We start from the raw sequence: 24,607 nt of genomic DNA, 5'->3' as shown, positions 1-24,607 counted from the left end.
TTCCCAAAACACGATAAAAGAAAGATATGAAAAAGATATTCGATATTTTTAAAATCAAGAAAGAAGAAAGAGTTTCAGCACTCGTCGCACTCATCATAGCATGTGCCCTCAATGCCCTGACTGTCATCAAATACCACAGCCAGTTCTCGCAGATTACAGATAATTATCACAAACTCTTTGTCAAGACCTTCCATGTGGCAGGTTTCGACCCGCTTACCTATAGCATCGTATCTCACTGGGACACAGAATATAACGTATACCGCCACCCGCTGCTGGCGTTCTTCATGTATATCCCGAATCAGATAAATCAAGGATTGATGATGCTTACCGGCATCAACTGCGTTCAGTTTGTCGTGGGAGCTATCCTGGTGTTCTGCGCCTTCTATTCCTTCATTTTTCTTTACCGTATATTCAGAGAAGTGATTGGTACAGAGCGCTTTGATGCCAATCTGCTCTCTGCCTTCTATTTCTCTTTCGCCTATGTGATGGTTTCAGCGATGGTACCCGACCATTTCATCATGTCGATGATCATACTCCTCTGTACCCTGTATATCACAGGCGTATGCATGAAGAAAGGCAGACAGCTTACCATCTGGCAGACTATCCTGCTCTTTGTATTTACAGCGGGCGTATCGCTCAACAATGGTCTGAAGACCTATCTTGCCGCCCTTTTCACCAATGGCAGAAAGTTCTTCAGTATCAAATACTTCCTGATAGGAGTCATCCTTCCTGCCGCACTCATGTGGGCTTTCGCCAGATGGGAATACCGCACCTTCGTATGGCCTAATGAGATGGCAAGACACGAGGCTAAGATGAAGAAAAACAAGGAAGCCACAGCCAAGATTTACCAGCAATACCGCGACAGCACTGGCGTGAAAGACTCGGCAAAGGTAGAAGCTGCCGTCAAGAAAATCATCAAGGATAAAGCGCATGCCAAATATGTTCGTGACCATAAACAGATATGGAACAAGAACACGGGCAAGCCTATCGCCAAGGGCGAATTCATGAACTGGACCGACAAGACGACTTCCCGCTCGCAAACTCTGGTCGAGAATTTCTTCGGTGAAAGCATCATGCTGCACCAGCAGAACCTTCTGGGCGATGTATTGCGCAACCGTCCGGTTATCGTGAAATACCAGTCTGCGGTCAATTATGTGGTAGAGGCATGCATCGTTGTGTTTTTCTTACTTGGCATCCTTGCCGGAAGAAAATCAAAGTTCCTCTGGCTCACCCTGACATTCTTCCTGATGGATACTGCCCTACATATCGGTTTGGGCTTCGGTATCAACGAGGTATATATCATGACTGCCCACTATATGTATGCCCTTCCTATCGCCATCGCCTTCCTGGCGCTCAAGGCAAAAGGAAAGAGCCTGAAATGGGGCTTCAGAGGATTGATGCTCGCCATCACCCTCTATCTGTGGATAAGCAACGGATATCTGCTGGCAGGCTACATGCTAGGATAAATATTAGCAAGAAGCCTTGATCCAGCGGATGATATCCTCATGCTTCATATCAAACTTACGGGCAAAGAGGCGGTTGCTTTGTTCCAGCTCCTCTTTGTCTGCCAAAGTCCAGACGTATGGATTGCCCCGTTTCCAGTCAATGAGTCGCATACAGCCCTCATATTCATCTTTTTCTGAGTACAAGGCGGCCCGGAAATCGGGATGATTCCATACCAGGGTCTGCAGGAAGAATTCATCAGGGCAGAAAGTATAATTGAATCTTTTCACTACAAACGGCTTCTGGCTCACCACATACTCCACGCATGCCTGCGTGATGCTCACCCAGTTGGCACCCTTGGCAAAATCCATCTTCTGGCGATGCAGGAACGGCATGAGCAGCATCGAAAGATATTTATTCAGTCGCCTGGTAATGGCATTCAAAGCCCCATACTTCGAGCGGGTAAGACTGGTAAATAGCCAATAACGCATCATCTTCCGGCGGCAATCCCATTCAAATTCCTCACCATGATTGATGCCCACAAATTCCTTACCCTGATGCTCCTCAAAGAACTGATGGATGTAATCCTGCGATTTGATAGGTAAATCCTGACCACTCAGCAGATGGTAATAGGCATAAGGTCCATGCTTCAAAGCCTCCTCGAAAAGCACATACTCCGCCTTAATCTGGCTCAGATTTCCCCAACGCACATCCACCCTCTGTTCCAATAAAAAGAGGCGTGCCTTGGAAAGAACCAGCGGTTCAGCACCATCCAGCATATCCGATTTCCGGTCGATATGCAGAAATATATCATTACGCTCATCATCGAGCATCGACAGCAATACCCTCAGAAGCGGTAAACTGCCATGAGCCATTATCAAAAAAGCATGTTTCATTGTCATTATTTATCTTTATTATCCAACTGTCCGTTCTGATGACTTTTTCATCATCATTGCGACAAAGATACACCAAATAAAAGAGAATACAAAATAAAACTCCGTTTTTATCAGAAAAAAGACACAAAATAGAGCCTTTCTTTTTGAATATTCAGAAAAAACAATTACTTTTGCAGCGCTAAGAAGGAGATGCGGCATGCATCAGCCCAGCAAAAAAATAATCAGAGAATGAACAATATATTTAGAATTAAAAAAGAAGAAAGGCTCTTTGCCTTGATTACACTCATCGTTATCATCGCCTTCAATGTGCTGATGATAACCTATCATTTTGATGATTTCGGCAAACCGAAAGCAGGATTCTGGACGCTCTTCACCAAAAACTTTCAGATTTCAGGTTTCGACCCCTACACCTACCTTACCCTCTCGAAGTGGAAGGTGTATTACACGGAGTATCGCCATCCCATGCTCCCTTTCTTCCTCTATCCTTTCTCGCTACTGAACGGCTGGCTGATAGAACTCACCTCCCGCAACTGGGCAACTTCCATCGTGGCGGTGATGATGACATTCTTCTCCACCTACTCCACCCTCTTCTTCAGAAGAATCTTCAGAGAGGTGATGCAGCTGAAGGCTATAGACAGCAATGTGCTCACAGCGATGCTTTTTTCCTTTGCCTACGTGCTGCTCGTCACCTTTGTAGATGACCATTTCGGCATGTCGCTTTTCTTCCTGTCGATGACACTTTATCTGGCAGGCAAACAGCAGCAGGAACACCGCAGCATGCCTTGGTGGCAAACAGCCCTGCTCTTTTTCTTCACGGCAGGCATCACGCTGAGCAATGGCGCCAAGACCTTCCTTGCCGCCCTCTTTACCAATGGCAAAAAACTCTTCCGCCCGAAATATCTGGCATTGGGCATCATCTTGCCTACCCTTCTGATAGGTGCTGCAGGCATCTACCAGAATAAGGCATTCATTATTCCTAATCGCCTGGAAGGAGAACGGCTCGTGGCTCAGAAAGCTGCGAAAGACAGTACTTTTAGGGCAAAAATGGACCAGAAACAGAAGCACGATAAGGCTATCGCTGGCAAAAATATCCAGAAACGGGGCATGCTCTCATGGGCAGATATGTCTATCTCCCGTTCTGAATCATTGGTTGAAAACGTTTTTGGCGAATCGCTTATTCTGCACAGAGAACATCTGCTGGAAGATATCCACAGCCATCGCCCGATTTTCGTGAAATACCAGACCCCTATTCCTTATATCATAGAGGGAATCATCGTGATTCTGCTGTGTATGGGCTTTTGGATGGGAAGAAGATCGGCCTTTCTCTGGCTCACAGCCTCATGGGTGGCATGCGATGCCTTCATTCATCTGGTCATGGGATTCGGACTGAACGAGGTTTATATCATGGCTGCCCATTGGGCGTTCATCATTCCAATCTGTATCGGATATATCATCAGAAACTGTAAGGAGAAATATCTGCCTTATCTTCGTGGAACACTCGCAGTTATCACCATCTTCCTGTTCTTCTATAACAGCACGCTGATATTCCAGTATCTCACAAGATAAAAAAAGAGAACCCGACAAGATAAAAAAGTATCTTAGATTAAAACCATCATGCTGAAAATAAGTATCTTAACCCCTATCTATGGAGTAGAAAAATATATCGAACAGTGCGCCCGTTCACTGTTCGAGCAGTCGTATGCGTCTATCGAATACATCTTTGTAGATGACTGTACCCCTGATAAAAGCATCGGTATCCTGCAAGCGCTCCTGAAAGAATATCCTGAAAGAGCACAACAGGTACGCATCATCCACCACGACAGAAACCGGGGCGTGGGAGCTGCAAGACAGACGGCACTGATGGCGGCTACAGGCGATTATCTTTTATTTGCCGATAGCGATGACATGCTGCCGGAAGATGCTGTGGAGAAACTGGCAGGAAAGGCAGATAGTAGCCATGCCGACCTGATTGATGGCGGCTACCGGGAGTGGTGCGATGGAAAGGCAGGAATGCTCCAGAAACCTTTTGAAGTTTCTGATGAGAAGCTGCTCAAACTGCTTGTCTGCCAGAACATCATCACCAACCGGCTGTGGGGCAGAATCTATAAGCGTTCGCTCATCATGGAGCACAGGATATTCTTTGAAGAGGGCATCAACTATGCGGAAGATCTTTTCTGGAATGCCCAGTTTATGTTCTATGGCAAAAAGATGAACATCGATGATGCAGTATATTATTACCGTACCGACAATGAGAATTCCTACAATCACAACATCTCTGAAAAGAACCTCCTGTCATACTTCAAGTCAACCCGCCGACTCATCGATTTCTTTGAGCAGAACGATACGGAACATCAGTATCTCAGAGCCACAGAGATAGGCATCGTCAATGCCTACCGCTGGGCAGCAAACGCTCATGTAGCCTTCGAAAAGGTGGATCAGGCGCTCGACTACAAGCCTAAGAGTTGCCTCATCCGACTCATCATCAAGTTCATCAAAAAGGGGGTACCTGTCAAGAGGGTGAATCTTATCTACCTCGCTTACAGAAAGCTATACACTCTTCTAATATCTGCACCTTCAGCAGTTTCATGATACAGAAGTAGATGGTGGCTGAAACCAGCAGACGAACCAGCAGCAGGAGATAGATGTTCTGCAGGCTGCGGGTCATGAAATAGGTAACTACCATCGTGGCTGCCGCACAGAGCATGAATGGCAGTATATCCTTTGCCACATCCAGGAACCGCAATCCGGCAACACGCTTCATCATCCACTGCCAGACCAGAAGCCAGGCGATGATAAATACGGTATAGGCTATCACCATGGTCTGGATGCCATATTGATGACAGAACAATACCAAGGCGAGCAAACCCACTACCTGACCGATGTTGCACCACATATATACATCAGAACGCCCCTTGCTGATAGCCAGATTCTGATAAAGCGTGTAAATAGGCATAAAGGCACCGCTCACGCAGAGAATCTGCAACAGCGGCACACTGGCTATCCATTTCTCATGAATCGTAATCAGAATGAATTCACGTGATACCAAAGTCAAGCCGAACATCAAAGGGAAAGAAAGGAATGCCGTGAAACGGAGCATTTTTCTGAACACCAGCAACTCGCGGTTCTTATCGTCCTGGATAGAAGCCAAGACGGGCTGAGCTATCTGTCCCACCGTATTGGCAACAAACGAATTAGCCTTGGTGTCCCAGTTGTATGCCTGACTATAGTTACCCACATCATTAATCGGATAGAACCTGCCGAAGACAAAGGTCAACACATTGTTGCTCACCGTATTGATGATGTTGGTAACCAGAAGTTTCACGCTGAATCCGAACATCTTCCTCACCGGTCCGAAATCGATATGAAAGTTCGGGCGCCATCCCGTATAATAATATCTTCCTATATTCAGCACGAGGATAAAGATAACCTGCTGCCAGGCAAGACTCCAGTAAGCCATGCCGTTGAATGCCAGTACCAGTCCCACGACGTTCGAACTGATCAGAGCCATGAAATTAACGATGGTAATCTCCTTGTTCATCATGTTCTTCATCATATATCCGTTCTGGGCGATGCCAAACGAAGAGATGAAGAAACTCAGGAACACGAAGCGTGACAGGGAGGTGAGACAAGGCTGATGGAAGAAATCTGCTATCAGCGGCGCACAGAAAAAGAGCACCACATACATGGTAAGACTCACCAGGACATTAAACCAGAACACCGAGTTATAATCGTTGTCGGTGGGTTTTCTGATATTCACCAGTGCCTGGGTAAACCCGCTACTCTGCAGATTGCCCGCTATCAGGGTGAATATGGTGAGGATGCCTATGATACCATAATCGGCTGGCGACAACAAACGCGCCAAGAAGATGCCAAAGAGGATATTGAGTACCTGGGTAGAGCCACTGTTCATCGCTCCCCAGAACAATCCCTTGGCGGTTTTTTCCTTTAATGATTCTGCCATCGTTTCTATCTGATAAATATGGAATATTACTTGTTTTTACTTTTTAGAATGCAAAAGTAGCATAAATAGTTTGAAGTTCAAAACTTTTTGCTTACTTTTGCAGCCGTAAAACAGAAAAAGTATGGATATTAAGAACATCAAGAAGGAATGGAACGCCACAATACTCGATATATTGAAGGCTTTCATCGAAATCTGCAACAAGTATCACCTCAGATATTACTGTTGTGCCGGCACCGCCATCGGAGCCGCCCGTCACCACGGAATGATTCCCTGGGACGATGACATCGACGTACTGATGCCACGCCCCGACTACGACCGTCTGCTCGAAATCGCCAAGCATGAAGACTTTGGCAAATACGAGGTAGTAACTCCGTACAACAACGAGTCATACCCTCTGTATTTCTCCAAACTCGTGAATCGCGAAACCACCCTTATCGAGGAGAAGGAGCGTCCCTGCATCATCGGTCTTTACGTAGATATCTTCCCTCTTGATGCCACCGACGATGACCTGGAAACGGCAAAGGCGCTGTATCGCAAATACTCTAAGACCATCAACCGTCTGAACGCCGTAACCACCCACAATACTTTCTTTGAGTACATCTCCCTGCTCCTGCACAAGGAAACCTGGGGCCGCTTTGCCATCAAGACGATCGCCTTCTTCTGCCGCAGCAAGATGCGCCACCGCCTCATCCAGCAGATGGACGAGATGAGTCACCGGTATGACTTCGATAAGGCGAAGAACGTACTGGTGAATACAGGTTCCTACCACTATAAGGAGATTTTCCCGAAGGAATGGCTCGGCAAGGGCAAGGAATTCCCGTTCGAGGATACCACCGTCTTGCTGCCGGAGCAGGCTGATACCTATCTGCGCCACTTCTTTGGCGACTATATGAAGTTTCCACCCGTAGAACAGAGAGTAGAGAAACACCTTCGCTACTATCTGAACATGGAAAAGCGGGAAACATGGGATGAGATTAAAAGAAAGCTTTAGCCTTCCCTCACTTCCTGCAAGGTATGTCCGAAACCTTCTTCTACATCAAAGAGCGGTTTCCAGCCTAAAGCCTTGAGCTTATCCGTACTGAAGGTTGCCTTGGTGATAGGCGTGGTATTGCCCTGCTGCGCATCCGCCTCAGGAATATCAAACACCACCTTTCTATCCGCTTTCCGGGCTATCAGCTCTGCCAGTTGGCGGATGGAGATATTCGATTCTGAATGAGCCACATTATAGGCATTTGCCCTCTCGCCATCCAGCAGGAGGCGCAAGATGGCATGGGCGGCATCTACCACATAAAGCCAGGAGCGGAAAGCCTCACCCTTACTCTTCAGGACGATATCCTCACCCTTCAGAACATTGCGGATAAACTGGGCATACACCCTATTGTCACTCTCCGTAAAGCCCGGGCCGTAGGTATGACTCAGTCTGGCTATCACCACATCGGCATCATACTCTGCTCCGTATGCCATGCAGAGCGTTTCGGCAGCACGTTTGGAAGATGGATAGCAGGCACGCACCGATGCACAATCCACATAGCCGCTGCTCTTCTCGGTAAATTCAGAGCCATCGCCCTCGCCATAGATTTCACCCGAAGAGATATAAACCATGCGCTGCATGCGGTGACTCAATCCATATTCCAGCAGGTTGGATACGCCGTTGATGTTTGCCTTCATCACCTCTACAGGGTTCTGCTTAAAGAAGTTAGGACTCGCATTGCTGGCTGCATCGATGATGTAATCAGCGCCCTCAGCCAACTCATTATAGACAGGTTCCCCTATCATCCTGTCCATGCTCTTGATGACAGGCTGGGTAACGTCTATCTCTGCAAAGAAGAAAGATTCATCCTCCCAATAGGCAGCAAACTTCTGTCGGGCACGTTCCTTGTTTCTTCCGGCTGCTATCACCTTGTAGCACCGGGCAGGATTCTGCATCAGCACATCAACCACACAGCCTCCTACCAATCCTGTAGCACCAGCCACAAGAATGGTCTTGCCATGCAGACGCCCCAATTCCAAACCTTCCCGGAAAAGGCGCGCAATATCTTCCTTATATGGTGAATTTCCTATCATAACATGTTTATTTTAACCAAGCCTCAGGCTGAACCTTCATCAGTGCCTTCAGTATCTCCAGATCCTCAACGGTGGTTATCTTGATGTTCTTCTCTGAACCAGGCACGATATGCATCTGTCTGCCTCCCAGTTCTGCCATCAGGGTACAGGATGCCACCGAATTGGTGATGCCCTTCTCCTTAGCCTCTTCGTGGGCTGCTATCAGATTGCCCAAACGGAAGGTCTGGGGTGTCTGGGTACGGATCAGTTTGTCGCGCGGAATACTGGTGTTAGTCGTGAAACCATCTTCGCTCTCCAGGATAGCCTCTCTACATTTGATACCCGTAATGGCATAGCCATACTTCTGGCAGATGGCGATATTGGATGAGATGATGTCTTGCGACAAGAGTGGGCGCACGGCATCATGCACCAGCACCAGGTCGTCATCACCGCATCCCGCCTCTTTCAAGCCATAGATACCATTGTGGATTGACTCCTGACCATTGCTTCCGCCAGGGAATATCCATTTCAGCTTGGTAATGCAGAACTGGTTGGCATACGACTGCAGTACCGTTTCCCAACCTGCCAGACATACCACAGCAATACCCTGAATATCAGGATGCTTCTGAAAAGCCATCATCGTATGGATGATGATAGGACAGTTGTCTACATGCATAAACTGCTTTGGGATGTCCTGTCCCATTCTATTGCCAGAACCTCCGGCTATGATCAATGCATAGTTCATATTCTCTATCTTTAAATTGATTATTTCTGAATGATTCTCCCCGGATTCCCTACCACGGTAGCCCCGTCGGGAATATCCTGGAATACCACGGCACCGGCTCCTATCGTCACGTGGTTGCCGATATGGATGCCGCCGAAGACCGTGGCTCCGGTATAAATCTTCACGTCATTTCCTATGGTAGGCCTGCCGCCCTTGCCGTTGCCCAGCGTCACCATCTGCAGACAGTAGAAGTCATCGCCTATGCTTTCTGCATTGAGATAGGTGGCATAGCTGTGTTCCAGATGCGCACCCTTCCCGATATGCGGGCACCAGATGGTCATCGTGCGCTCGGGAGGCAACAGCCAGCTGATGAAAACCGAACGGTATTCGCCCATGCGGTAATAAAACAGATTGCGGAAACTCCTTTCGCGGGTGCATGCCTTAATCAGGTTGAGCACCGTAGGCTTCCTGTCCTGCACCTTCAGCAGGTCGGCATCTATCTCCTTCTTATGGAGCAGATACAGAGCGATATGCGGCAACATGCGCACCGCCGAAGCTGACAATATGATGGTTTGTACTATCGGATTCATGACTCTAAATCTTATTTATCTTATGCAAAGATACAAAAAATAAAGCAACTAGCATGCTTTTATCCGAAAACAATTGTTCTTTTCACTAAAAATAAGATAATAGAACAGGGTTTGTAGAATTTTAGTAGGTTTTATTGCTAAATAATGTGAATTAAATAGCTTTCCATACAACTTTTCCGTACCTTTGCACAAAGTTATATATAACGATATTTTAGAAGAGGATAAAACAGAACATTATGAAGAGGATATTGATTGTTGAAGACGATTTGGCATTCGGAACAATGATACAGACTTGGCTCAAAAAGAAAGGATTCGATGTAGAAAGGGTAACATCTGTAGGCGCTGCCATCAAAGCGATGGGAGCCGGCGATGCATTCCATCTGGTTCTTTCCGACCTGCGCCTGCCCGACCATGACGGACTGGTATTGCTCCAGCATATCAGAAAGACCGATGCCCACCTGCCTTTTATCGTAATGACTAGCTATGCAGAGGTTCAGAATGCTGTATGTGCCATGAAATCGGGTGCTACCGATTACGTGGCTAAACCCTTCCATCCCGAAATCCTCTTAGAGAAAATCCATGAGGCTATCCAGTCGGCTGCTTCTGCGGTTTCAGCCCCTCAGCGTGCGGAATCTGCCGCCATGCAGGATGCGCCCCAAGAACAGCAGCAGGGCGCTACGGAAGTGCCTAGATATATAAAAGGTGAAAGCGAGGCTTCCAAACAGCTCTACGAGTTCGTTTCGCTCGTTGCCCCAACCCCGATGTCAGTGCTCATTCTCGGAGCCAGCGGCACCGGAAAGGAATATGTGGCGCGCAGCATCCACGAACAGAGTCTGCGCAAGGACAAACCTTTCTATGCCATCGACTGCGGCGCCATTCCTAAGGAGGTGGCGGCATCTGAATTCTTCGGATATAAGAAGGGTGCCTTTACCGGAGCCGAACAGGATAAGAAGGGTGCCTTCGAGATAGCTAACGGCGGAACGGTTTTCCTCGATGAGATGGGAAACCTCAACTACGAAGTACAGGTGCAGCTCCTCAGAGCCTTGCAGGAGAGAAAAATCCGTCCGCTGGGCAGCACGCAGGAGATTGATGTGGATATCCGACTCATCTGTGCCACCAACGAGAATCTGGCGCAGGCGGTAGCCGAAGGCAAGTTCAGAGAGGACCTCTATCACCGCATCAACGAGTTTACCATCTACATGCCTGCCCTCAAGGACAGAGGTGCCGACATCTTCCTCTTTGCCAACCTCTTTATCAAGCATGCCAACCAGGAACTGGGCAAGAATGTGCTCGGAATGGATGCCAAAGCCTCAGAAATCATTGCCTCATACGACTGGCCGGGCAACCTGCGCGAACTGAACAATGTGATGAAGCGCGCCACCCTGCTCACCCGGGGCAAGTATATCGGTGCCCAGGAACTGGAGAAGACGATGGCACAGACCTCCACAGCCCGACCAATCAATATGCAGCTGCACAGCGAACAGTCGGAACAGGAAAGCATCGCCGCTGCCCTGAGAGCCACCCACGGCAACAAGAGCAAGGCTGCCCAACTGCTTGCCATCGACCGCAAGACACTCTACAACAAAATGAAGAAATACGGCATGGAGTAAAACATGCCACACCCCGATTCCCCAATATATTCCACACTATATTGGGGAATTTTTCTACACCTTTTCCCCACTTTCCCCACATCCCATTTCTGGCACAAAACACCATCCTCACTGATTATCAGATACTTAACCAAATTCACCATTTTCTGGCACGCCTATTGTGATATTATTTAGCGAACTCGCAAAAGAGTTTCAGCAAGAGAATTAATAAACAATAATATTCACAATTAAAAAACAAAAGAATTATGAAAAAGTTAGTATTTGCAGTTATCGCAGCAGTAGCAATGGTATCAGTTAGCAATGTATTTGCAGGTAACAGAATGGTAAACGTTGCAGGTTCAGAACCAGTAGACACAGTAGCTCCAGCCGACACAACAGCAACACCAGCTGAGACTCCAGCAGAGACTCCTACAGACACGACAGCTGCAACAGTGGATTCAACCGTAGCAGAGTAAATCCACCTTCAGAAAATAGTAATTACGCGTCGCTTTCAATGAAACAGGAGATAGATGACCAGATTTTGGCATTTATCTCCTGTTTTCGTTGGTTTATATCGCATTTTTGATTAACTTTGCACGCAAATAGCAAAAAGACTCAAAACATTAAAAGATAAGAAGATGCAGCAAACAAACGTTCCTTTCAAGGTAGCCCTGGGTTACATCATCGTCGCCATCGTACTGATTCTGGCGATAGGGCTGGTATATCGCAACACCACAACCTTGCTCGCTATCAACCAGGCAACCCGCGACTATATCGAAAAGCGCCAGGCAGCCGACAGTACCATGTCCAACCTGCTCAAGGAGGAACAGACCAATCTGCAGCAGCTTACCCGCGCCATGCAGGGCAAGTCATCCCACAACTATCTGCACGAGAAGATGAACAGCCTCAACAGTGGCGAAGATTCCGTTGTCGTGCATTCCAAGGCACCCAAGACTCATGTGGCAAAGAACACCACCGTAGAAGTGATGAAAACCCGCAAGGGCTTCTTCCGCCGCCTTGCCGATGCCTTCAAGAAGGAACATGCCGAAACGCTCAGCATCAGACGCGACAGCAACCAGGCTGTCACCGATACCCTCTCTACCCCGGTCAACTTAGCCGGAAACGTAGCCGATATCCTGGAACAGATTGACCGCAAGGAGAAGCAGTCTACGCACGATAACCACGAAGCCATCAACCGCGAGGTGAGAGACCTGCAGATAACCAATGCCCGCCTCGCCCTGCGCTCCTCCCAGCAGCTCAACGATATCCACCAGCGCGAACGTCAGGCGATGCAGCAGGCTATCAACCAGGCGATGCAGGCGCGCCAGAATCTACTCTGGCAGATAGGTCTGCTTGCCATCGTAGCCATCACAGCCGCCGTCATCCTCGTCTATTACATCTACCGCGATACGCAGAAGGAACGCATCTACCGCGAGAATCTCGAAGAGGCTAACGAGGAAATCAGGCGCATCATGAACCAGCGCGAGCGCCTGCTCCTCACCATCACCCACGACATCAAGGCTCCGGCTGCCAGCATCTCGGGCTTCATCGACCTGATGAAGGATTATGTCGACAACCCGCAGGGCATCTCCTGTCTCAACAGCATCAAGGGTTCTGCCACCCATCTCTCCCGGCTCGTTGCCGCCCTGCTCGATTATCACCAGTTGGAAAACGGACTGATGAAGCTGAACCCGGTAGATTTCTCGCCTGCCGACATGTTCCGCCAGTGTGCCGGAGAGATGCAGATCCTGAGCCGTGAGAAGGGACTGGAACTGCATCTGGAGCTCGATGGCATCAGCAGTCCTCAGACCTACTACCGTGCCGATGCCTTCCGCATCCGTCAGATACTCAACAACCTGGTTAGCAATGCCATCAAGTATACCGATAAGGGCAGCGTCACCATCCAGGCAGCCATCAGTCCCCAGCACCTCCTCACCTTCTCGGTAAGGGATACCGGCAAGGGCATGACCACCGAAGAGCGCCAGAAGGTGTTCCAGGCGTTTACCCGTCTGAAGAGTGCCCAGGGCATCGAGGGCACCGGTCTCGGACTGAACATCACCCAGGAACTGGTTAATCTGCTTCAGGGCACCCTGCGTCTGGAATCCGTCAAGGACAAGGGCAGCACCTTCACCGTCACCATTCCGCTTGCCTTAGGCACCGCTCCTGCAGTAGAAGAGGCAGAAGAGCAGAAGCCGCTCGCCCCAACCAAGCCCCATTTCGAAAATCACAAGATACTGCTGCTCGATGACGACCCGTTGCAGCTCCGTCTGCTTCAGGAAATGCTGAAGAAGCTGGTAGGCGACAGTTGGCAAGTCTTTGCCTGTCTGCATGTAGCCGAGGCGCTCACCGTGCTCCACAACGAGCATCCTGCGCTGATGATGATGGATATCGAAATGCCCGAGATGAACGGCATCAGGATGATTCAGCACATCAACCACAGCCACATGAAGGTAGTAGCGATGACCGCCCACGATGCCAGCATCATCAGAGAGTTGAAAGAAGCCGGTTTCGACGATTGCCTCTTCAAGCCGTTCAGCACAGAGAAGCTGAAAGAAATCCTCGGTTTGGAGGATGCAGCAGCAGAAACAGAGGATATGGCAGAGAAAACATCATCAGCAGCAGAGGATATTGCAGAGAAAACCAATAAGAATTCCCGCTTTGCACCCCTTCTGACCTTTGCAGAAGGCGATCCGGAGGCAGAAGCCGAGATACTCAGCACCGTCAAGCAGGAGTTGTCATCCCATCTCCAGAACCTCCAGCAGGCAACAGAAGGCGAGTTATCAATAGAAGCCATCGGCAAGACAGCCCACAAGCTCCTCCCTATCGCCACGATGATAGAGATGGAGACCCGCCAGCACATCGCCGCCCTCGCTCCCGAGCATATCAGCGATCTGTCAGAATCTCAGATAAGAGCCTACACCCAGGCCATCATCGCCGACCTGAAGGGGCTTTTAAAGGTAAAAAAGTAAAAAGGTAAAAAGGTAAAAAAAGGCCTACCCCCGTTCGTCCCCGTCCCCAGCGATTCCATCGCTGGTCCCCCGAAGGCAAAAAGCCCCTGATGTAAGAACACACCAGGGGCTATAAACTATTAACTATAAACTTCACACAGTTCCCAGTATCGCTGGGCAAGGTCGTGGATGAACTTTCGTCCTCGTTCGGTCCATACGAGATAGGTATGGGTGTAGGCTCTGCCCATCTTTTCTTGTCTGCCATCGCTCTTCGGGTCGAGGAAGGCGCTGTAGCGGGTACGGCTCTTGGCTAAACCCATGTGGGCGTAATCGGCATAAAGAAGATACTGACCGCTCTGGTAGTACTGGATATGCAGAGCGCAGAGCGAGCGGTTCAGTTCCTGCGCTGTGATACCGAGTTCCTTCGCAATCTGCGTAGTAGTGAAGCAGGAAACGGAATCGAGCACGTTATCGCTGTAAAGCGCTTTCGGCAGAAGATTACCCACCTGATTCTCCAACTGGATGATATTATCACCATTTTTAGCGATGCGAACCACCTGTTCGTCTACCACATCATTCAAGCGGCGGATTTCTGTATCCTGTTCGCCGATAAGCTTCTTCTGCTGTTCAATCTGCAGACGCTGCTTCTTCAGCAGATTCTCCTTCTCCTTGAGCGTAGCACGGAGGATTCCTTCAGCATGTCGGATTGTCTCCTCATCACTTTCACCCTGCTGTACCGGGATATAACCGCCCGTCTTGCGAATCTGTGGCAGCACATCAGCCGTAACCCAGTTCTTGAACTTCACGGCAGTAGAAAGCTTAGAGCCGAGAACTAAAGCATAGAAACCACTCTCGTTGACATAGAGCATCTGAGTACGACGCATCGCCGAGGTTCCATCCTTCTTCAGACCGGTTGCTACCCATGTACGGCGTTTCGCCGTATCAAGTGGTTTAACTAACTGATCTACAGCATCATTCGCTCTCTTATATCCCAGTACATTACAGAGATCCTTTGCACAGAACAATGGCTCCCCATTCTCATCGGTCAAGGTACGAACCTTACCGAATTCAGAGTTTTCAAACACGACAGCAAATGCTGCCTTCTTATCCATTTCTACTTTATTTGTATTAACTGACTTTACCATAATAATTTGTTTTTAAAAATTAATAACTCAACATTCAAAAATCAACATTCAACACTAAATGACCGTAATCCAAACGCTCTCCTCCCGTTCCCTTGCTGCGGTAATGGCATTCATAAGCCGATGCAGCCAGATGCGGGAATTAAAGACGGCACCCTGTAATTTATTTTCACCTACCAGAATGCACCCCTGCGTATCATCGGGATAATTACCGGCATGAATGCGGATGCCCTCAAAATCAGGAACACCCTGCACCAGCGGAAGCCACTTCTTGAACCTTGGCGATTTCGAGATAACAACAGGATACGAGCCCTCCGGTATCGCCGTATGACCCGGTATCTTGCGGGCTTTCTTACCCGATACCCTACTGTACCGTCCATCCTCCTCTTCCGGTTTCAGTTCGACACCCAGGAGGTTTCTCCACGTAGGCTCCAGGGTATCACAGAAGTAATGCTCCTTGTCCAACTTCGCCTTATCGAAGCTGTGCTCAAAGATACGCTTGTCGCCTATTTTTACCCCCGAACGCCAGGTACGCTTCACGTCCTTATCGCTCAGGATATAAAGATGACCTATCGTATAAGTCTTCTTCTTTGCTATTCTTTTTACTACTATTTCCATACGCTATGAATTCTCCTTTCTGAATTTAAGTTTAATAAAAACTGAGGAACTGAGGAATTGAGGAACTGAGTCGTTCTCCTTAGCCCTGATGTAATGGCGATCCTTCCAGTTTCCCAACATCTTGGAAGTACCTTTCTGACTCATCCCGTTTGCTACACGCAAGTCTATCACCTGCTGGTAAGTAAACTCATCCGGCAACTGCATCAGCATGTTGGAAGGTCCTCGCTTGCTCGACTTCTCGCCTGTATCATTCGCCCTCTTGATGGCATCACCGAAGAAACGCATCTTACAGTAGAGGTCGTAACGCTCGCTCCAGCGGATGAACTCGTCAATCTCCGGCTCCCATTTGCAACCGTTCGCCACATACAGCACACACGCCTTCAGGTAGGCGATGACGTTGGCACGGAAAGAAAGGTTCTCGTAAACCCTATCCTGCGACAGACGTGAGAACTCAGCATTCTCATCCTTCAGTTTGAGGGCAAGTTGGAATGCCTCAGGACAGTCAATCAGTCCCCTGGCGTTGTTCAGATTCTCGATATAAGGCTTCAGCGCCTCACGGTAAGCATCATTGTAATCGCCGTAAACAGGCATTTCATCACCGATTTCACGCTCCGGAATGGTACAGAAATTGATACGGCTTATCGGACCGTCTGTCAAAACTTTTGAGAAGTAACGCTGCCCTTTCTGGATAGTGGTAGATGCGTTCCAGTTGAACCTTATCGTTACCCTTTCTGTCACACTTTGAACGCCCACGCGCTGTTGGCCAAAGAGGTTGAATGGATCAAAGGCGAGGCACATGATGCGGAACTGCTGGTTGCCGCTACCCCGGAGAGCATCAAACTGGTCCAGCTCGTTAAGCGAAGTATAGAGGAAACGCCCCTGCGCCTCAGCGGTTCGCATCACGAATGCCGGACTGGTCATATCAGCATCAATCTCCTGTATAACGAGATTATCCGGTCGTTTGCGCTTATCCTTGTTGGCACCCTTGCGCGTCACCTCCTCCTTCCATTCCTTCTCACGTTTCAGATTCTCCGCATCCCGCTTTCTGATATCCTCCATGATATACCTAATCGGCTTATCCACAGACGATTTACCTGCACCCGTACCAGCCAACAAACAAGTAGAAAGCGTAGCCTCATGTACTACATTATCAATATACCGGAAGCTCGTCTGCCAGAGGTGCGTAGCGAGCGGTGGAAAGATAGCGTGCGCCACAGCCGGCTTATAAATCTCCGGTGTCCGAGATATCAGCAGTTCCACCAGCTTCGGCAGTTTCTCCGGCATCTCTGGCGGTTCGGGATAATCCTCCTCGGTACTTTGAACTTGGAGATTTGAACTTTGAACTGTATGATTACCATCTGCCCTATTAACTTTCAACTGTAAACTATTAACTTGTTGGCTGGCCTGTTTTTCCGCCAGCGCATTCACCCTTATCACATCCCTCGACATCGGCTTGCAGCTGTCAGCATATTTCGCATAGAAATCATGGATAAGTTGATGGCAGTCATCCTCCTGATAGTAGCTTGGCATTTTCGTCCTCACCACCTTCATCAGTTCCTCCTCGCTCATCACCCTCGAAGCGCCTGCGCTCATGATGGCGAGCAGCGAAGAGTGTCGTGAACCAACGGTATCAATCGCCATCCCCTCAAGCCCAGCCGACTGAACGAACAGATCAAAGGCTATCAGATTCTTCTCACTGGCCTCTCCCAGTTCACCAGTGCCATAATTGCCTCCAGGATTCCCGAGATGAGAATCATCAGCATGATTGCTATTACCAGATTGGGCAGGCTGAACAGCAGTGCCAGCAGGAGCAGCATAATCGCCATGATTGCCCGAAAGTCTATTGTTTTGAACATTGTCATTACTATTAACTGTAAACTGTAAACTATTAACTTTTGCATCCCCTCTTCCGTCAACCGTCAGTCCACGGTCGAGGAACGCCTGCCTGCGCTTCATAATCTCTTCATTACTCAGCACTGCGCACCACATTTTAGACCGGTAGATTTCCGAGTCCTTATCCGTCAGGAAAATCATTCTTTCAGGTGTGATGCAGCTCTCATCATAAGGCACGCCCAGGGCCTCACAATACGCCTTCTGCGTCTCCTCTATGGTCATCCCAATCGGCATTCTAATCCCGATATGCAGTTTTTTGCGAGCGCTATAGCAGAGATGCAGCAACGAGCCGTTCCATATCCCCGAAGAGCAGTTCAACTCGCGCGCCTTCTCGATAGCCTTCTCCACATACTCCTTATCATCCACATCGATAATCGTCTGGAAGAGAAAGCTTTCCGGCAAGGCATTCTCCTGTCTGCGCACATTATTCTTGAACATGCCGTAGTGCGGACAGAAGAAAGGCAGCTCGCTCTTGAGCCTCTCCTGCGCCTTCTTCACCGCCTGCGCATCGTTCAAATCCACTCCGTCAATCGGCAATTCACCCCGAATCTGCTGAATCATCTTCTTGATTTCCTCCGACCCGATGACCTTATCATAAGTATCAATATTGTAAGAAAAAACTTTCCCCTTATTTCCCTTACGATAAGGATTAATTGCCACTACATGTACTATCTCCATTTTACCTCCATATTTTTATTAATCGAACACTTCGCTGTTAATCATGATATACCCGCTACCATAACTTACATTGATAGGCAGAATCAGCGAGTTATCAGAAATATCGTCAACCCCGTTCGCCTCGAAGAGCGAAGCATTCTCGGCATCATTCAGTCTGCTCTTGACGAATCCTAGCACCCATTTAGCAGCCAGTTTCTCGGCGGCAACATCCTTGTCAACAAGGTCCTTCACCAGCTGTTCATCGCAGAAGTTGATATCCGCATTCACGTTCTCAGCCTCCGCTTCTTCCTTCCCCATTTCCTGGTTCTCGAAGAAGAGGTTATACTTGATTTTCATATTCTTCATCATTACGATGTTCAGATTTTTCAGTTCCCCCTCCGAGTCAGCAATCGTCTCATAGAGTTTCTGTACCGACTTCTTGAAGATGTTCTTCACGTCCATCAGGCAGTAATAGATTTTCCCGTCAATCACCACCACCCTCAGTTTTCCGTACTGCGGATGAGCAAAATAAAAAGGTTTCATTGCTTTCATCTTATAAATTCCTTTTTAAAACAGTTGGGCGCTCCCACAACGGTTGATGTGCCTATACACAAAAGCCCCCGAAACCCAGACCATATCGGTTCTGAATTCCGGGGGCAAATGTACGGCGATTCTGCGACACTGCTATGGTACGATGAAGTACGGTCGTACCACATCGTACCAAAAATTATCTCAAAATGAATAACTACAGAAAATTGCGGAAACAGCATAATACTGCTAAAACAAAAACTGCGGAAACACCCAATATCATATGTTAAAAAAGTGCGGAAATTCGATTTTTTCTATATTTTTTATTCAAATTTCATTTTTTCTCCGTATCTTTGCGGTGTAAAATGTGATACCAGTATCAAAAATAGTACTCTAATATGATATTTGAACGTAAAAAACTGCTGGAGCAAGGCTAACTGTCCTTTTGTTCCATAGTTGCATTGCAGTGAGCATACTTCTATGAAAAGCCCCCGAAACTCAGACCATATCGGTTCTGAATTTCGGGGGTAAATTATCTCAAAATATCCATGATTTCCTCATCAAAATCATATTTATAAGCATGATCCTTAGCTTTATTGAATCCACCTCTCAAACTTTCTGCATCCATATCCCAGAAAATGCCAAACACTTTCCAGGTGTGCTGGATGTTCAGTTCCGTTGCCAGTATATCGGCAAGTTCCCCTCTTTTCCACCACGGCATTTTGTTGACGGGCTTGAAATCATCATTCAGGATTTGAGCGTCTCTAAGTAGTCGGAATATCTTTGTTGCTTTGGCATTGCAAAGTTCAAAAGGAACAACCCTGCCTTCCAATAGGAAACAAGACGGTGTATGTTCTTCATCTTTTTCAGGTTTAGATTGGTCATTCACCACTTCCAAGTCGACCGTAGGAGCTCTGTCTCTCGCTCCTGCAGACCCCGTTCCAGTCTCTTCCTCTTCACTCTCTTCATTCTCCTTTTGCTGATCATCATCTTTACCAACAATCATTCTGGATTGATCACGGAAGACGATTTTACCTATTCTAATACTCATCTTCCATATCCATTAACTGTTTGAAACTAGCAGAATCAATGACCAATTTGCTATTGCCACTAAATTCTACGTTAATAACTACCTCGATGCAGACCAGTCCAGCCTGTGCCAGACAGATCGGCAATCCGTAAAATATTTTAGTCATATATCTTCTCCATTTAAGATAGACTAAATTTACTTCCTCAATCTTGGAAGAAGAGGTGGCCCCTGAAAGTTTTCCAGGGTGAATCCTTACTTCGGAGACATTGAGCTGCAGAGCAGTATGAGGAATGCCTCCCCCGATTTCATGTTGAATTTTTCATTTTTACTCTGTTTTTAAGTTATTAATTGTTATTGTTTCTCTATAATAGCTGCGCAAGCACTATGCACGGCTAAAATCTCATGATATTTTTTTGTTGCTCAATTATTTATTGCGAGGTGAAAAATTGCTTTGCATTTCTTCTACTTTCTCTTTCAACTTGTCAAGTTGTTTCAAGTCTCTCCCTATCGTAGCCCAGTACCAAAAAGCCTCATTGAAGTTCTTTTCGAACTTATCTTTTTCAAAATTTTTACTCTCCGCAACATGTTTCTTATTCAGCGTATCAATGATAGTATCCCAATGATAAAGGATGCAATAACACCACCGCCGCTGCTGGTAAGGCTTGAACTTCACTTTTCTTTTCAACACATTTATTACTGTATCATACTTGATATGCGTAATATTAGAGAACTGATATGGAGATAGCAGTTCAGCTCCATCACCTATAAAAGACTTTAGATACAAGATGATGCACTCTTCTTGTATCTCATTGATTCTGTCGTCTAGCTGAGCTAAGTTCTTCAGAATCAACTTTTGTCTATGTTCTGCAATATCCAACATAATAGTGTAAATTTATGCGAATTTACAACTAATTATTTGAACAGCAAAGCCGACTCCCCAGCTACCATGAATAGCCGGATATATTTTTCAAAAACATTAATATTTAAACTATATTTTACTATAGAATAACAAGAAAAAGGGGAAAAAAGTGAGCAATTTACGTTACTCGCCTTCTTCCCCTTACTTTTTATGATTTTACGGTAGGTGCATCGCTCTGCACAATCCTTATTTCATCGCAATCTTGATAGAATCCTTACCCACTTTGGCGATAACCAAAGACTCGGATACGGCATAAGAGGCAGCACCGTTGGCTGCAACCGTAGAGCCGAGATACTTGCCGTCAGCAGCGAAGAACTTCACCACCTCGCCATCGTCAAGACCCGAGAGGCTGATGATGCCATCATGAGCCGAAGCCACCACGCCACGTGTTCTTACCTGGTTGATGTTGGTACCATTATCCAGGTTAGCATTAATCCAATACAGAGTTGCCTCCGCCTTATCAGATGCTTTATAGCCATCAGCTGTTGCATATACTGATATGTCATAAGCAGCAGAAAGGAATACATTTCCGTCTTCGCTAAGTGCATCTGTTGCCATATCCTTATCGCTGATAGTATAATGATACTTTGCTCCTGCAGTTTCGCAAGCAAACTTCAATTTGCCGGATTCGTAAGAAATGGATGGCGTTGCGCATGGAGTAACCGGCTTGGTATCATCACCAGATTCGCTAGGATTCCAGGCATAGATATATTTATAACTAAATCCAAAAGCATCTTTATAATCCTGTAAATATTCAGTAGGGACCTTAATAATACTTGTCTTTGGTATATGTAAGTCAGTGTAACTTGAATTACAATATTTACCTTTAAAATAAACAGTTTCTATATTATCACAACCAATGAAGCAATCACTACCCACATAAGTAACAGAAGAAGGGATGGTGATTGAGGTCAAACCACTGCAACCTGAGAAGCAATCACTACCCACATAAGTAACAGAAGAAGGGATGGTGATTGAGGTCAAACCACTGCAACCAGAGAAGCAATCATCACCCAATGAAGTAACAGATGAAGGGATAGAAACAGAGGTTAAGCCACTGCAATTCCAGAAGCAACCACTACCCAATGAAGTAACAGAAGAAGGGATGGTGATTGAGGTCAAACCACTGCAACTAGAGAAACAACAAACACCCAATGACGTAACAGACGAAGGGATGGTAACTGAGGTCAAACCACTGCAATCAGAGAAACAATAATTCCCCAATGACGTAACAGACGAAGGGATGGTAGCTGAGGTCAAACCACTGCAACCTGAGAAGCAACTATTCCCCAATGACGTAACAGAAGAAGGGATGGTAACTGAGGTCAAACCACTGCAACCTGAGAAGCAACTATTCCCCAATGACGTAACAGAAGAAGGGATGGTGATTGAGGACAAACTACTGCAATAATAGAAGCAATCATCACCCAATGAAGTAACAGATGAAGGGATAGAAACAGAGGTTAAGCCACTGCAATTCCAGAAGCAACTTCTACCCAATGAAGTAACAGATGAAGGGATAGAAACAGAGGTTAAGCCACTGCAACCTTCGAAGCAACCACTACCCAATGAAGTAACAGAGGAAGGGATGTTAACTGAGGTCAAACCACTGCAACCTTTGAAGCAAGCATAGCTCAATGAAGTAACAGAGGAAGGGATGTTAACTGAGGTCAAACCACTGCAATAACTGAAGCATTCATTACCCAATGAGGTAACAACATACTCTACACCATCATTACCCTTCACTTTTTCCGGAACGACGATATCACCAGAATATTTACCATCCTTTTTAGGCAAGAGCATAGCAGTCTTCGTATCAGAATCCAACATATAACGAAGTCCATCAATGACTTCAGCCATCGCAGAACTTGCCATCATGAGCATCATAACAACAAGCATGACAAAGCCCTTAAAAGAGCTATGGGTTCCACATTTACTCTCCAAGAACCCTTTTCTTAAAGTAAAATTTCTCATAATCCTATATATTAAATTACACTTTCTATATATATAAGAGGCAAAGCCTCAACTACTATATCATTTTAGAAATATCCTTCCCATATTTTAGGAATGACTTCAAATGTTGTCTCTTCGGGCAAAGATTCTTCTTTTCTATATTCTCCTTCAAAAGTACAACAATATTTCGAAACATGCAAGAAAATCGGGAAAAAGTTTTAGAAAAAGTTATCAGGAAGTATTAGGGGAGGCTGGTATCATATATTGGCTCGCATCAGAACTGAAATTCAAAGTCACACTTCTCCACGTTGCGCAACTTCTCCAGTTGCTCAGCTTTATGAGTCTTCAGTCTCTTCACCCATTCTGCCAGCTTGGGAGAAGAGCTCTTTATAACTATTGTTTCATTTACATGTACCATAAGCCTATAGTTTAAAATTCGAATATTTTTGAAGCTTTTGCCCTTACAGGGCGTTGGTTTATATTTCATTAATACCCAGGGTGTTGCCCTGGGCTAGGAGCTTCTGCCCCTTCAGGGCGTGTGGGGCAAGCCGAAAGGGAGCAGCCGCAAAGAAAGGTACCCATCTGTTCTGCATCTCAACGATAAAATGCTTGCCATCGTCGGTTACACAATAGATATCAAAGATGCAGCCACGGAGATCATTCGTTTCTCCAGGCAGTTCCTTATCCTTTCAGCTGCTGTAACTGACTCTCCGACAATCCTGTTATTTCCATCACCGTGGCAGCATCCATACCATTCGCCAGCATCTTTCTGGCAATCTCAAGGCTTCGCTTGTTCATGCCCTTCTCCATGCCTTCAGCCAAGCCCTTTTCCACTCCTTCTGCCAAGCCCTTTTTCATTCCTTCAGCCAAGCCCTTTTCCATGCCTTCAGCCAGGCCCTTCTCCCTGCCTTCAGCCAGGCCTTCTTCTTTCCCTTCTCGCTTAGCGGTATCTATCGAATTCTTGATATCACGATATGCCATCTTGCTGGCTTCAAAATTGATATATCTTTCTTCTACCTGCTTCATAATCCCAATGTTATTAATATTTCTATTGCATCAGCAAAGTTACGATTTTATTTTCATACCTGCAAGAGTTTTCTGATAAAAATTGAGAAACATGCAAATAATTGAGCATTTTACAATATTATTCCTTTCATTGATAATCATAAAATACGAGCGAAAAAAGTTATTTTGGAGCTTTCGAGTTACTACTAACACACGTACTTAAACCACTGCGATAATGACTCAGTTCCTCAGTTCCTCAGTTCCTCAGTTTTGTTCTAGGGGGTATACTTGATACTTACAAATTGTAAGTAATTATATTTTATTATATATATAATATATATTACATATATAATAAACTTCTAAATTAAGATAAAAGTGAAGGGTCAGAGAAAAACTGAGGAACTGAGGAACTGAGGAACTGAGGAAGATTTCTTATGCCATTTTGTATCTTTCTATTTTATTGTAAACAAAGTGTTTAAGTGCTCAACTCTATGTTTTCCACTCTGAAAAAGTATGAGTTGCGGGGCGCAAAACGGCGAGTTAGAATTATTAACATAAAGCTCTAAAGCAGCCAAAGGAGAATAAGAGAGGTTGGAACGTAAACAGTTGGGAATGAGTAGATTTGCACAAAGTTGCCAAATCGGCATAAAGCAAGCGAGTGAGGAATA

Annotated in this window: 22 protein-coding genes and 1 pseudogene; 7 read left to right on the top strand and 16 right to left on the bottom strand. The window is 46.5% G+C overall.

The window, feature by feature from the left end; translation table 11 throughout:
* Nucleotides 1–26: 26 nt before the first annotated feature.
* Complete coding sequence (locus NNC77_RS02775) at nt 27–1,466, top strand: DUF6080 domain-containing protein (protein WP_254969856.1); 1,440 nt, start codon at nt 27–29, stop codon at nt 1,464–1,466.
* 3 nt (nt 1,467–1,469) lie between these two features.
* On the opposite strand, the gene NNC77_RS02770 is transcribed toward NNC77_RS02775, so the two are convergent.
* Nucleotides 1,470–2,339, bottom strand: coding sequence for a beta-1,6-N-acetylglucosaminyltransferase (locus NNC77_RS02770; protein WP_254969857.1), 870 nt, complete (start codon nt 2,337–2,339; stop codon nt 1,470–1,472).
* A gap of 228 nt (nt 2,340–2,567) precedes the next feature.
* Here NNC77_RS02770 and NNC77_RS02765 point away from each other — a divergent pair, with 228 nt between their 5' ends.
* The gene (locus tag NNC77_RS02765) at nt 2,568–3,905 is read left to right on the top strand and encodes a DUF6080 domain-containing protein (RefSeq protein ID WP_254969858.1); all 1,338 of its coding nucleotides are present in this window, start codon (nt 2,568–2,570) and stop codon (nt 3,903–3,905) included.
* A gap of 48 nt (nt 3,906–3,953) precedes the next feature.
* A complete protein-coding gene (locus NNC77_RS02760) occupies nt 3,954–4,928 on the top strand; it encodes a glycosyltransferase family 2 protein (protein WP_254969859.1) in 975 nt (324 codons plus the stop codon).
* Here the strand turns inward: NNC77_RS02760 and NNC77_RS02755 are convergent.
* Nucleotides 4,864–6,300: a lipopolysaccharide biosynthesis protein gene (locus tag NNC77_RS02755; protein WP_118139785.1), complete on the bottom strand. Its 1,437-nt coding sequence runs from the start codon at nt 6,298–6,300 to the stop codon at nt 4,864–4,866. The genes NNC77_RS02760 and NNC77_RS02755 overlap by 65 nt on opposite strands.
* A 121-nt stretch (nt 6,301–6,421) precedes the next feature.
* On the opposite strand from NNC77_RS02755, the gene NNC77_RS02750 reads away from it, so the two are divergent.
* On the top strand, nt 6,422–7,291 hold the full coding sequence (locus NNC77_RS02750; protein ID WP_118192090.1) for a LicD family protein: 870 nt from the start codon (nt 6,422–6,424) through the stop codon (nt 7,289–7,291).
* Here NNC77_RS02750 and NNC77_RS02745 read toward each other — a convergent pair.
* From NNC77_RS02745 to NNC77_RS02735, 3 genes are read right to left on the bottom strand one after another with little or no spacing between them, the layout of a single operon-like run.
* Nucleotides 7,288–8,364: an NAD-dependent epimerase/dehydratase family protein gene (locus NNC77_RS02745; protein WP_200756370.1), complete on the bottom strand. Its 1,077-nt coding sequence runs from the start codon at nt 8,362–8,364 to the stop codon at nt 7,288–7,290. The genes NNC77_RS02750 and NNC77_RS02745 overlap by 4 nt on opposite strands.
* A 7-nt stretch (nt 8,365–8,371) precedes the next feature.
* Nucleotides 8,372–9,088, bottom strand: coding sequence for an IspD/TarI family cytidylyltransferase (locus NNC77_RS02740; protein ID WP_118080252.1), 717 nt, complete (start codon nt 9,086–9,088; stop codon nt 8,372–8,374).
* Between the two features lie 20 nt (nt 9,089–9,108).
* A complete protein-coding gene (locus tag NNC77_RS02735) occupies nt 9,109–9,657 on the bottom strand; it encodes a serine O-acetyltransferase (protein ID WP_022120365.1) in 549 nt (182 codons plus the stop codon).
* A 236-nt stretch (nt 9,658–9,893) separates the two neighbouring features.
* Here NNC77_RS02735 and NNC77_RS02730 point away from each other — a divergent pair, with 236 nt between their 5' ends.
* From NNC77_RS02730 to NNC77_RS02720, 3 genes are all read left to right on the top strand, one after another.
* Nucleotides 9,894–11,267, top strand: a complete 1,374-nt coding sequence (locus NNC77_RS02730) for a sigma-54-dependent transcriptional regulator (RefSeq protein WP_254969860.1) — start codon at nt 9,894–9,896, stop codon at nt 11,265–11,267.
* A 245-nt stretch (nt 11,268–11,512) separates the two neighbouring features.
* Complete coding sequence (locus NNC77_RS02725; RefSeq protein ID WP_118192097.1) at nt 11,513–11,722, top strand: hypothetical protein; 210 nt, start codon at nt 11,513–11,515, stop codon at nt 11,720–11,722.
* Nucleotides 11,723–11,884: 162 nt separating this feature from the next.
* Nucleotides 11,885–14,215, top strand: a complete 2,331-nt coding sequence (locus NNC77_RS02720) for an ATP-binding protein (protein WP_254969861.1) — start codon at nt 11,885–11,887, stop codon at nt 14,213–14,215.
* Nucleotides 14,216–14,334: 119 nt separating this feature from the next.
* On the opposite strand, the gene NNC77_RS02715 is transcribed toward NNC77_RS02720, so the two are convergent.
* The 11 genes and pseudogenes from NNC77_RS02715 to NNC77_RS02665 all read right to left on the bottom strand — a co-directional run bounded on the left by NNC77_RS02715 (nt 14,335) and on the right by NNC77_RS02665 (nt 23,960).
* Complete coding sequence (locus NNC77_RS02715) at nt 14,335–15,339, bottom strand: phage antirepressor (RefSeq protein WP_254969862.1); 1,005 nt, start codon at nt 15,337–15,339, stop codon at nt 14,335–14,337.
* A gap of 54 nt (nt 15,340–15,393) precedes the next feature.
* On the bottom strand, nt 15,394–15,954 hold the full coding sequence (locus tag NNC77_RS02710; RefSeq protein ID WP_254969863.1) for a DUF5675 family protein: 561 nt from the start codon (nt 15,952–15,954) through the stop codon (nt 15,394–15,396).
* A 3-nt stretch (nt 15,955–15,957) separates the two neighbouring features.
* Entirely contained in the window at nt 15,958–18,525 is a 2,568-nt protein-coding gene (locus NNC77_RS02705; protein ID WP_254969864.1) for a hypothetical protein, read from the bottom strand.
* Between the two features lie 18 nt (nt 18,526–18,543).
* Complete coding sequence (locus tag NNC77_RS02700; protein WP_254969865.1) at nt 18,544–19,056, bottom strand: spore coat protein; 513 nt, start codon at nt 19,054–19,056, stop codon at nt 18,544–18,546.
* Between the two features lie 508 nt (nt 19,057–19,564).
* Nucleotides 19,565–20,083, bottom strand: a complete 519-nt coding sequence (locus tag NNC77_RS02695; RefSeq protein ID WP_118065735.1) for a hypothetical protein — start codon at nt 20,081–20,083, stop codon at nt 19,565–19,567.
* The gene (locus NNC77_RS02690) at nt 20,073–20,228 is read right to left on the bottom strand and encodes a hypothetical protein (RefSeq protein WP_182384343.1); all 156 of its coding nucleotides are present in this window, start codon (nt 20,226–20,228) and stop codon (nt 20,073–20,075) included. Before NNC77_RS02690 ends, NNC77_RS02695 begins: the two co-directional genes overlap by 11 nt.
* A gap of 258 nt (nt 20,229–20,486) precedes the next feature.
* Complete coding sequence (locus NNC77_RS02685; protein ID WP_233338484.1) at nt 20,487–20,942, bottom strand: hypothetical protein; 456 nt, start codon at nt 20,940–20,942, stop codon at nt 20,487–20,489.
* Nucleotides 20,943–21,167: 225 nt separating this feature from the next.
* On the bottom strand, nt 21,168–22,955 hold the full coding sequence (locus tag NNC77_RS02680) for a leucine-rich repeat domain-containing protein (RefSeq protein ID WP_233338485.1): 1,788 nt from the start codon (nt 22,953–22,955) through the stop codon (nt 21,168–21,170).
* A 253-nt stretch (nt 22,956–23,208) separates the two neighbouring features.
* The gene (locus NNC77_RS02675; RefSeq protein WP_233338486.1) at nt 23,209–23,352 is read right to left on the bottom strand and encodes a hypothetical protein; all 144 of its coding nucleotides are present in this window, start codon (nt 23,350–23,352) and stop codon (nt 23,209–23,211) included.
* 148 nt (nt 23,353–23,500) lie between these two features.
* Nucleotides 23,501–23,611 (bottom strand): annotated as a pseudogene (locus NNC77_RS16675) (PD-(D/E)XK nuclease family transposase); the annotation flags it as partial.
* 4 nt (nt 23,612–23,615) lie between these two features.
* Nucleotides 23,616–23,960 (bottom strand): Yae1 family protein, encoded by a 345-nt coding sequence (locus NNC77_RS02665; protein WP_254969867.1) that lies wholly within the window; start codon nt 23,958–23,960, stop codon nt 23,616–23,618.
* Between the last annotated feature and the right edge of the window lie 647 nt (nt 23,961–24,607).

This window comes from Segatella copri (genome assembly GCF_024330485.1).
GTDB classification, from domain to species: domain Bacteria; phylum Bacteroidota; class Bacteroidia; order Bacteroidales; family Bacteroidaceae; genus Prevotella; species Prevotella copri_L.
This window is presented reverse-complemented; position numbering and strand designations above follow the sequence as displayed.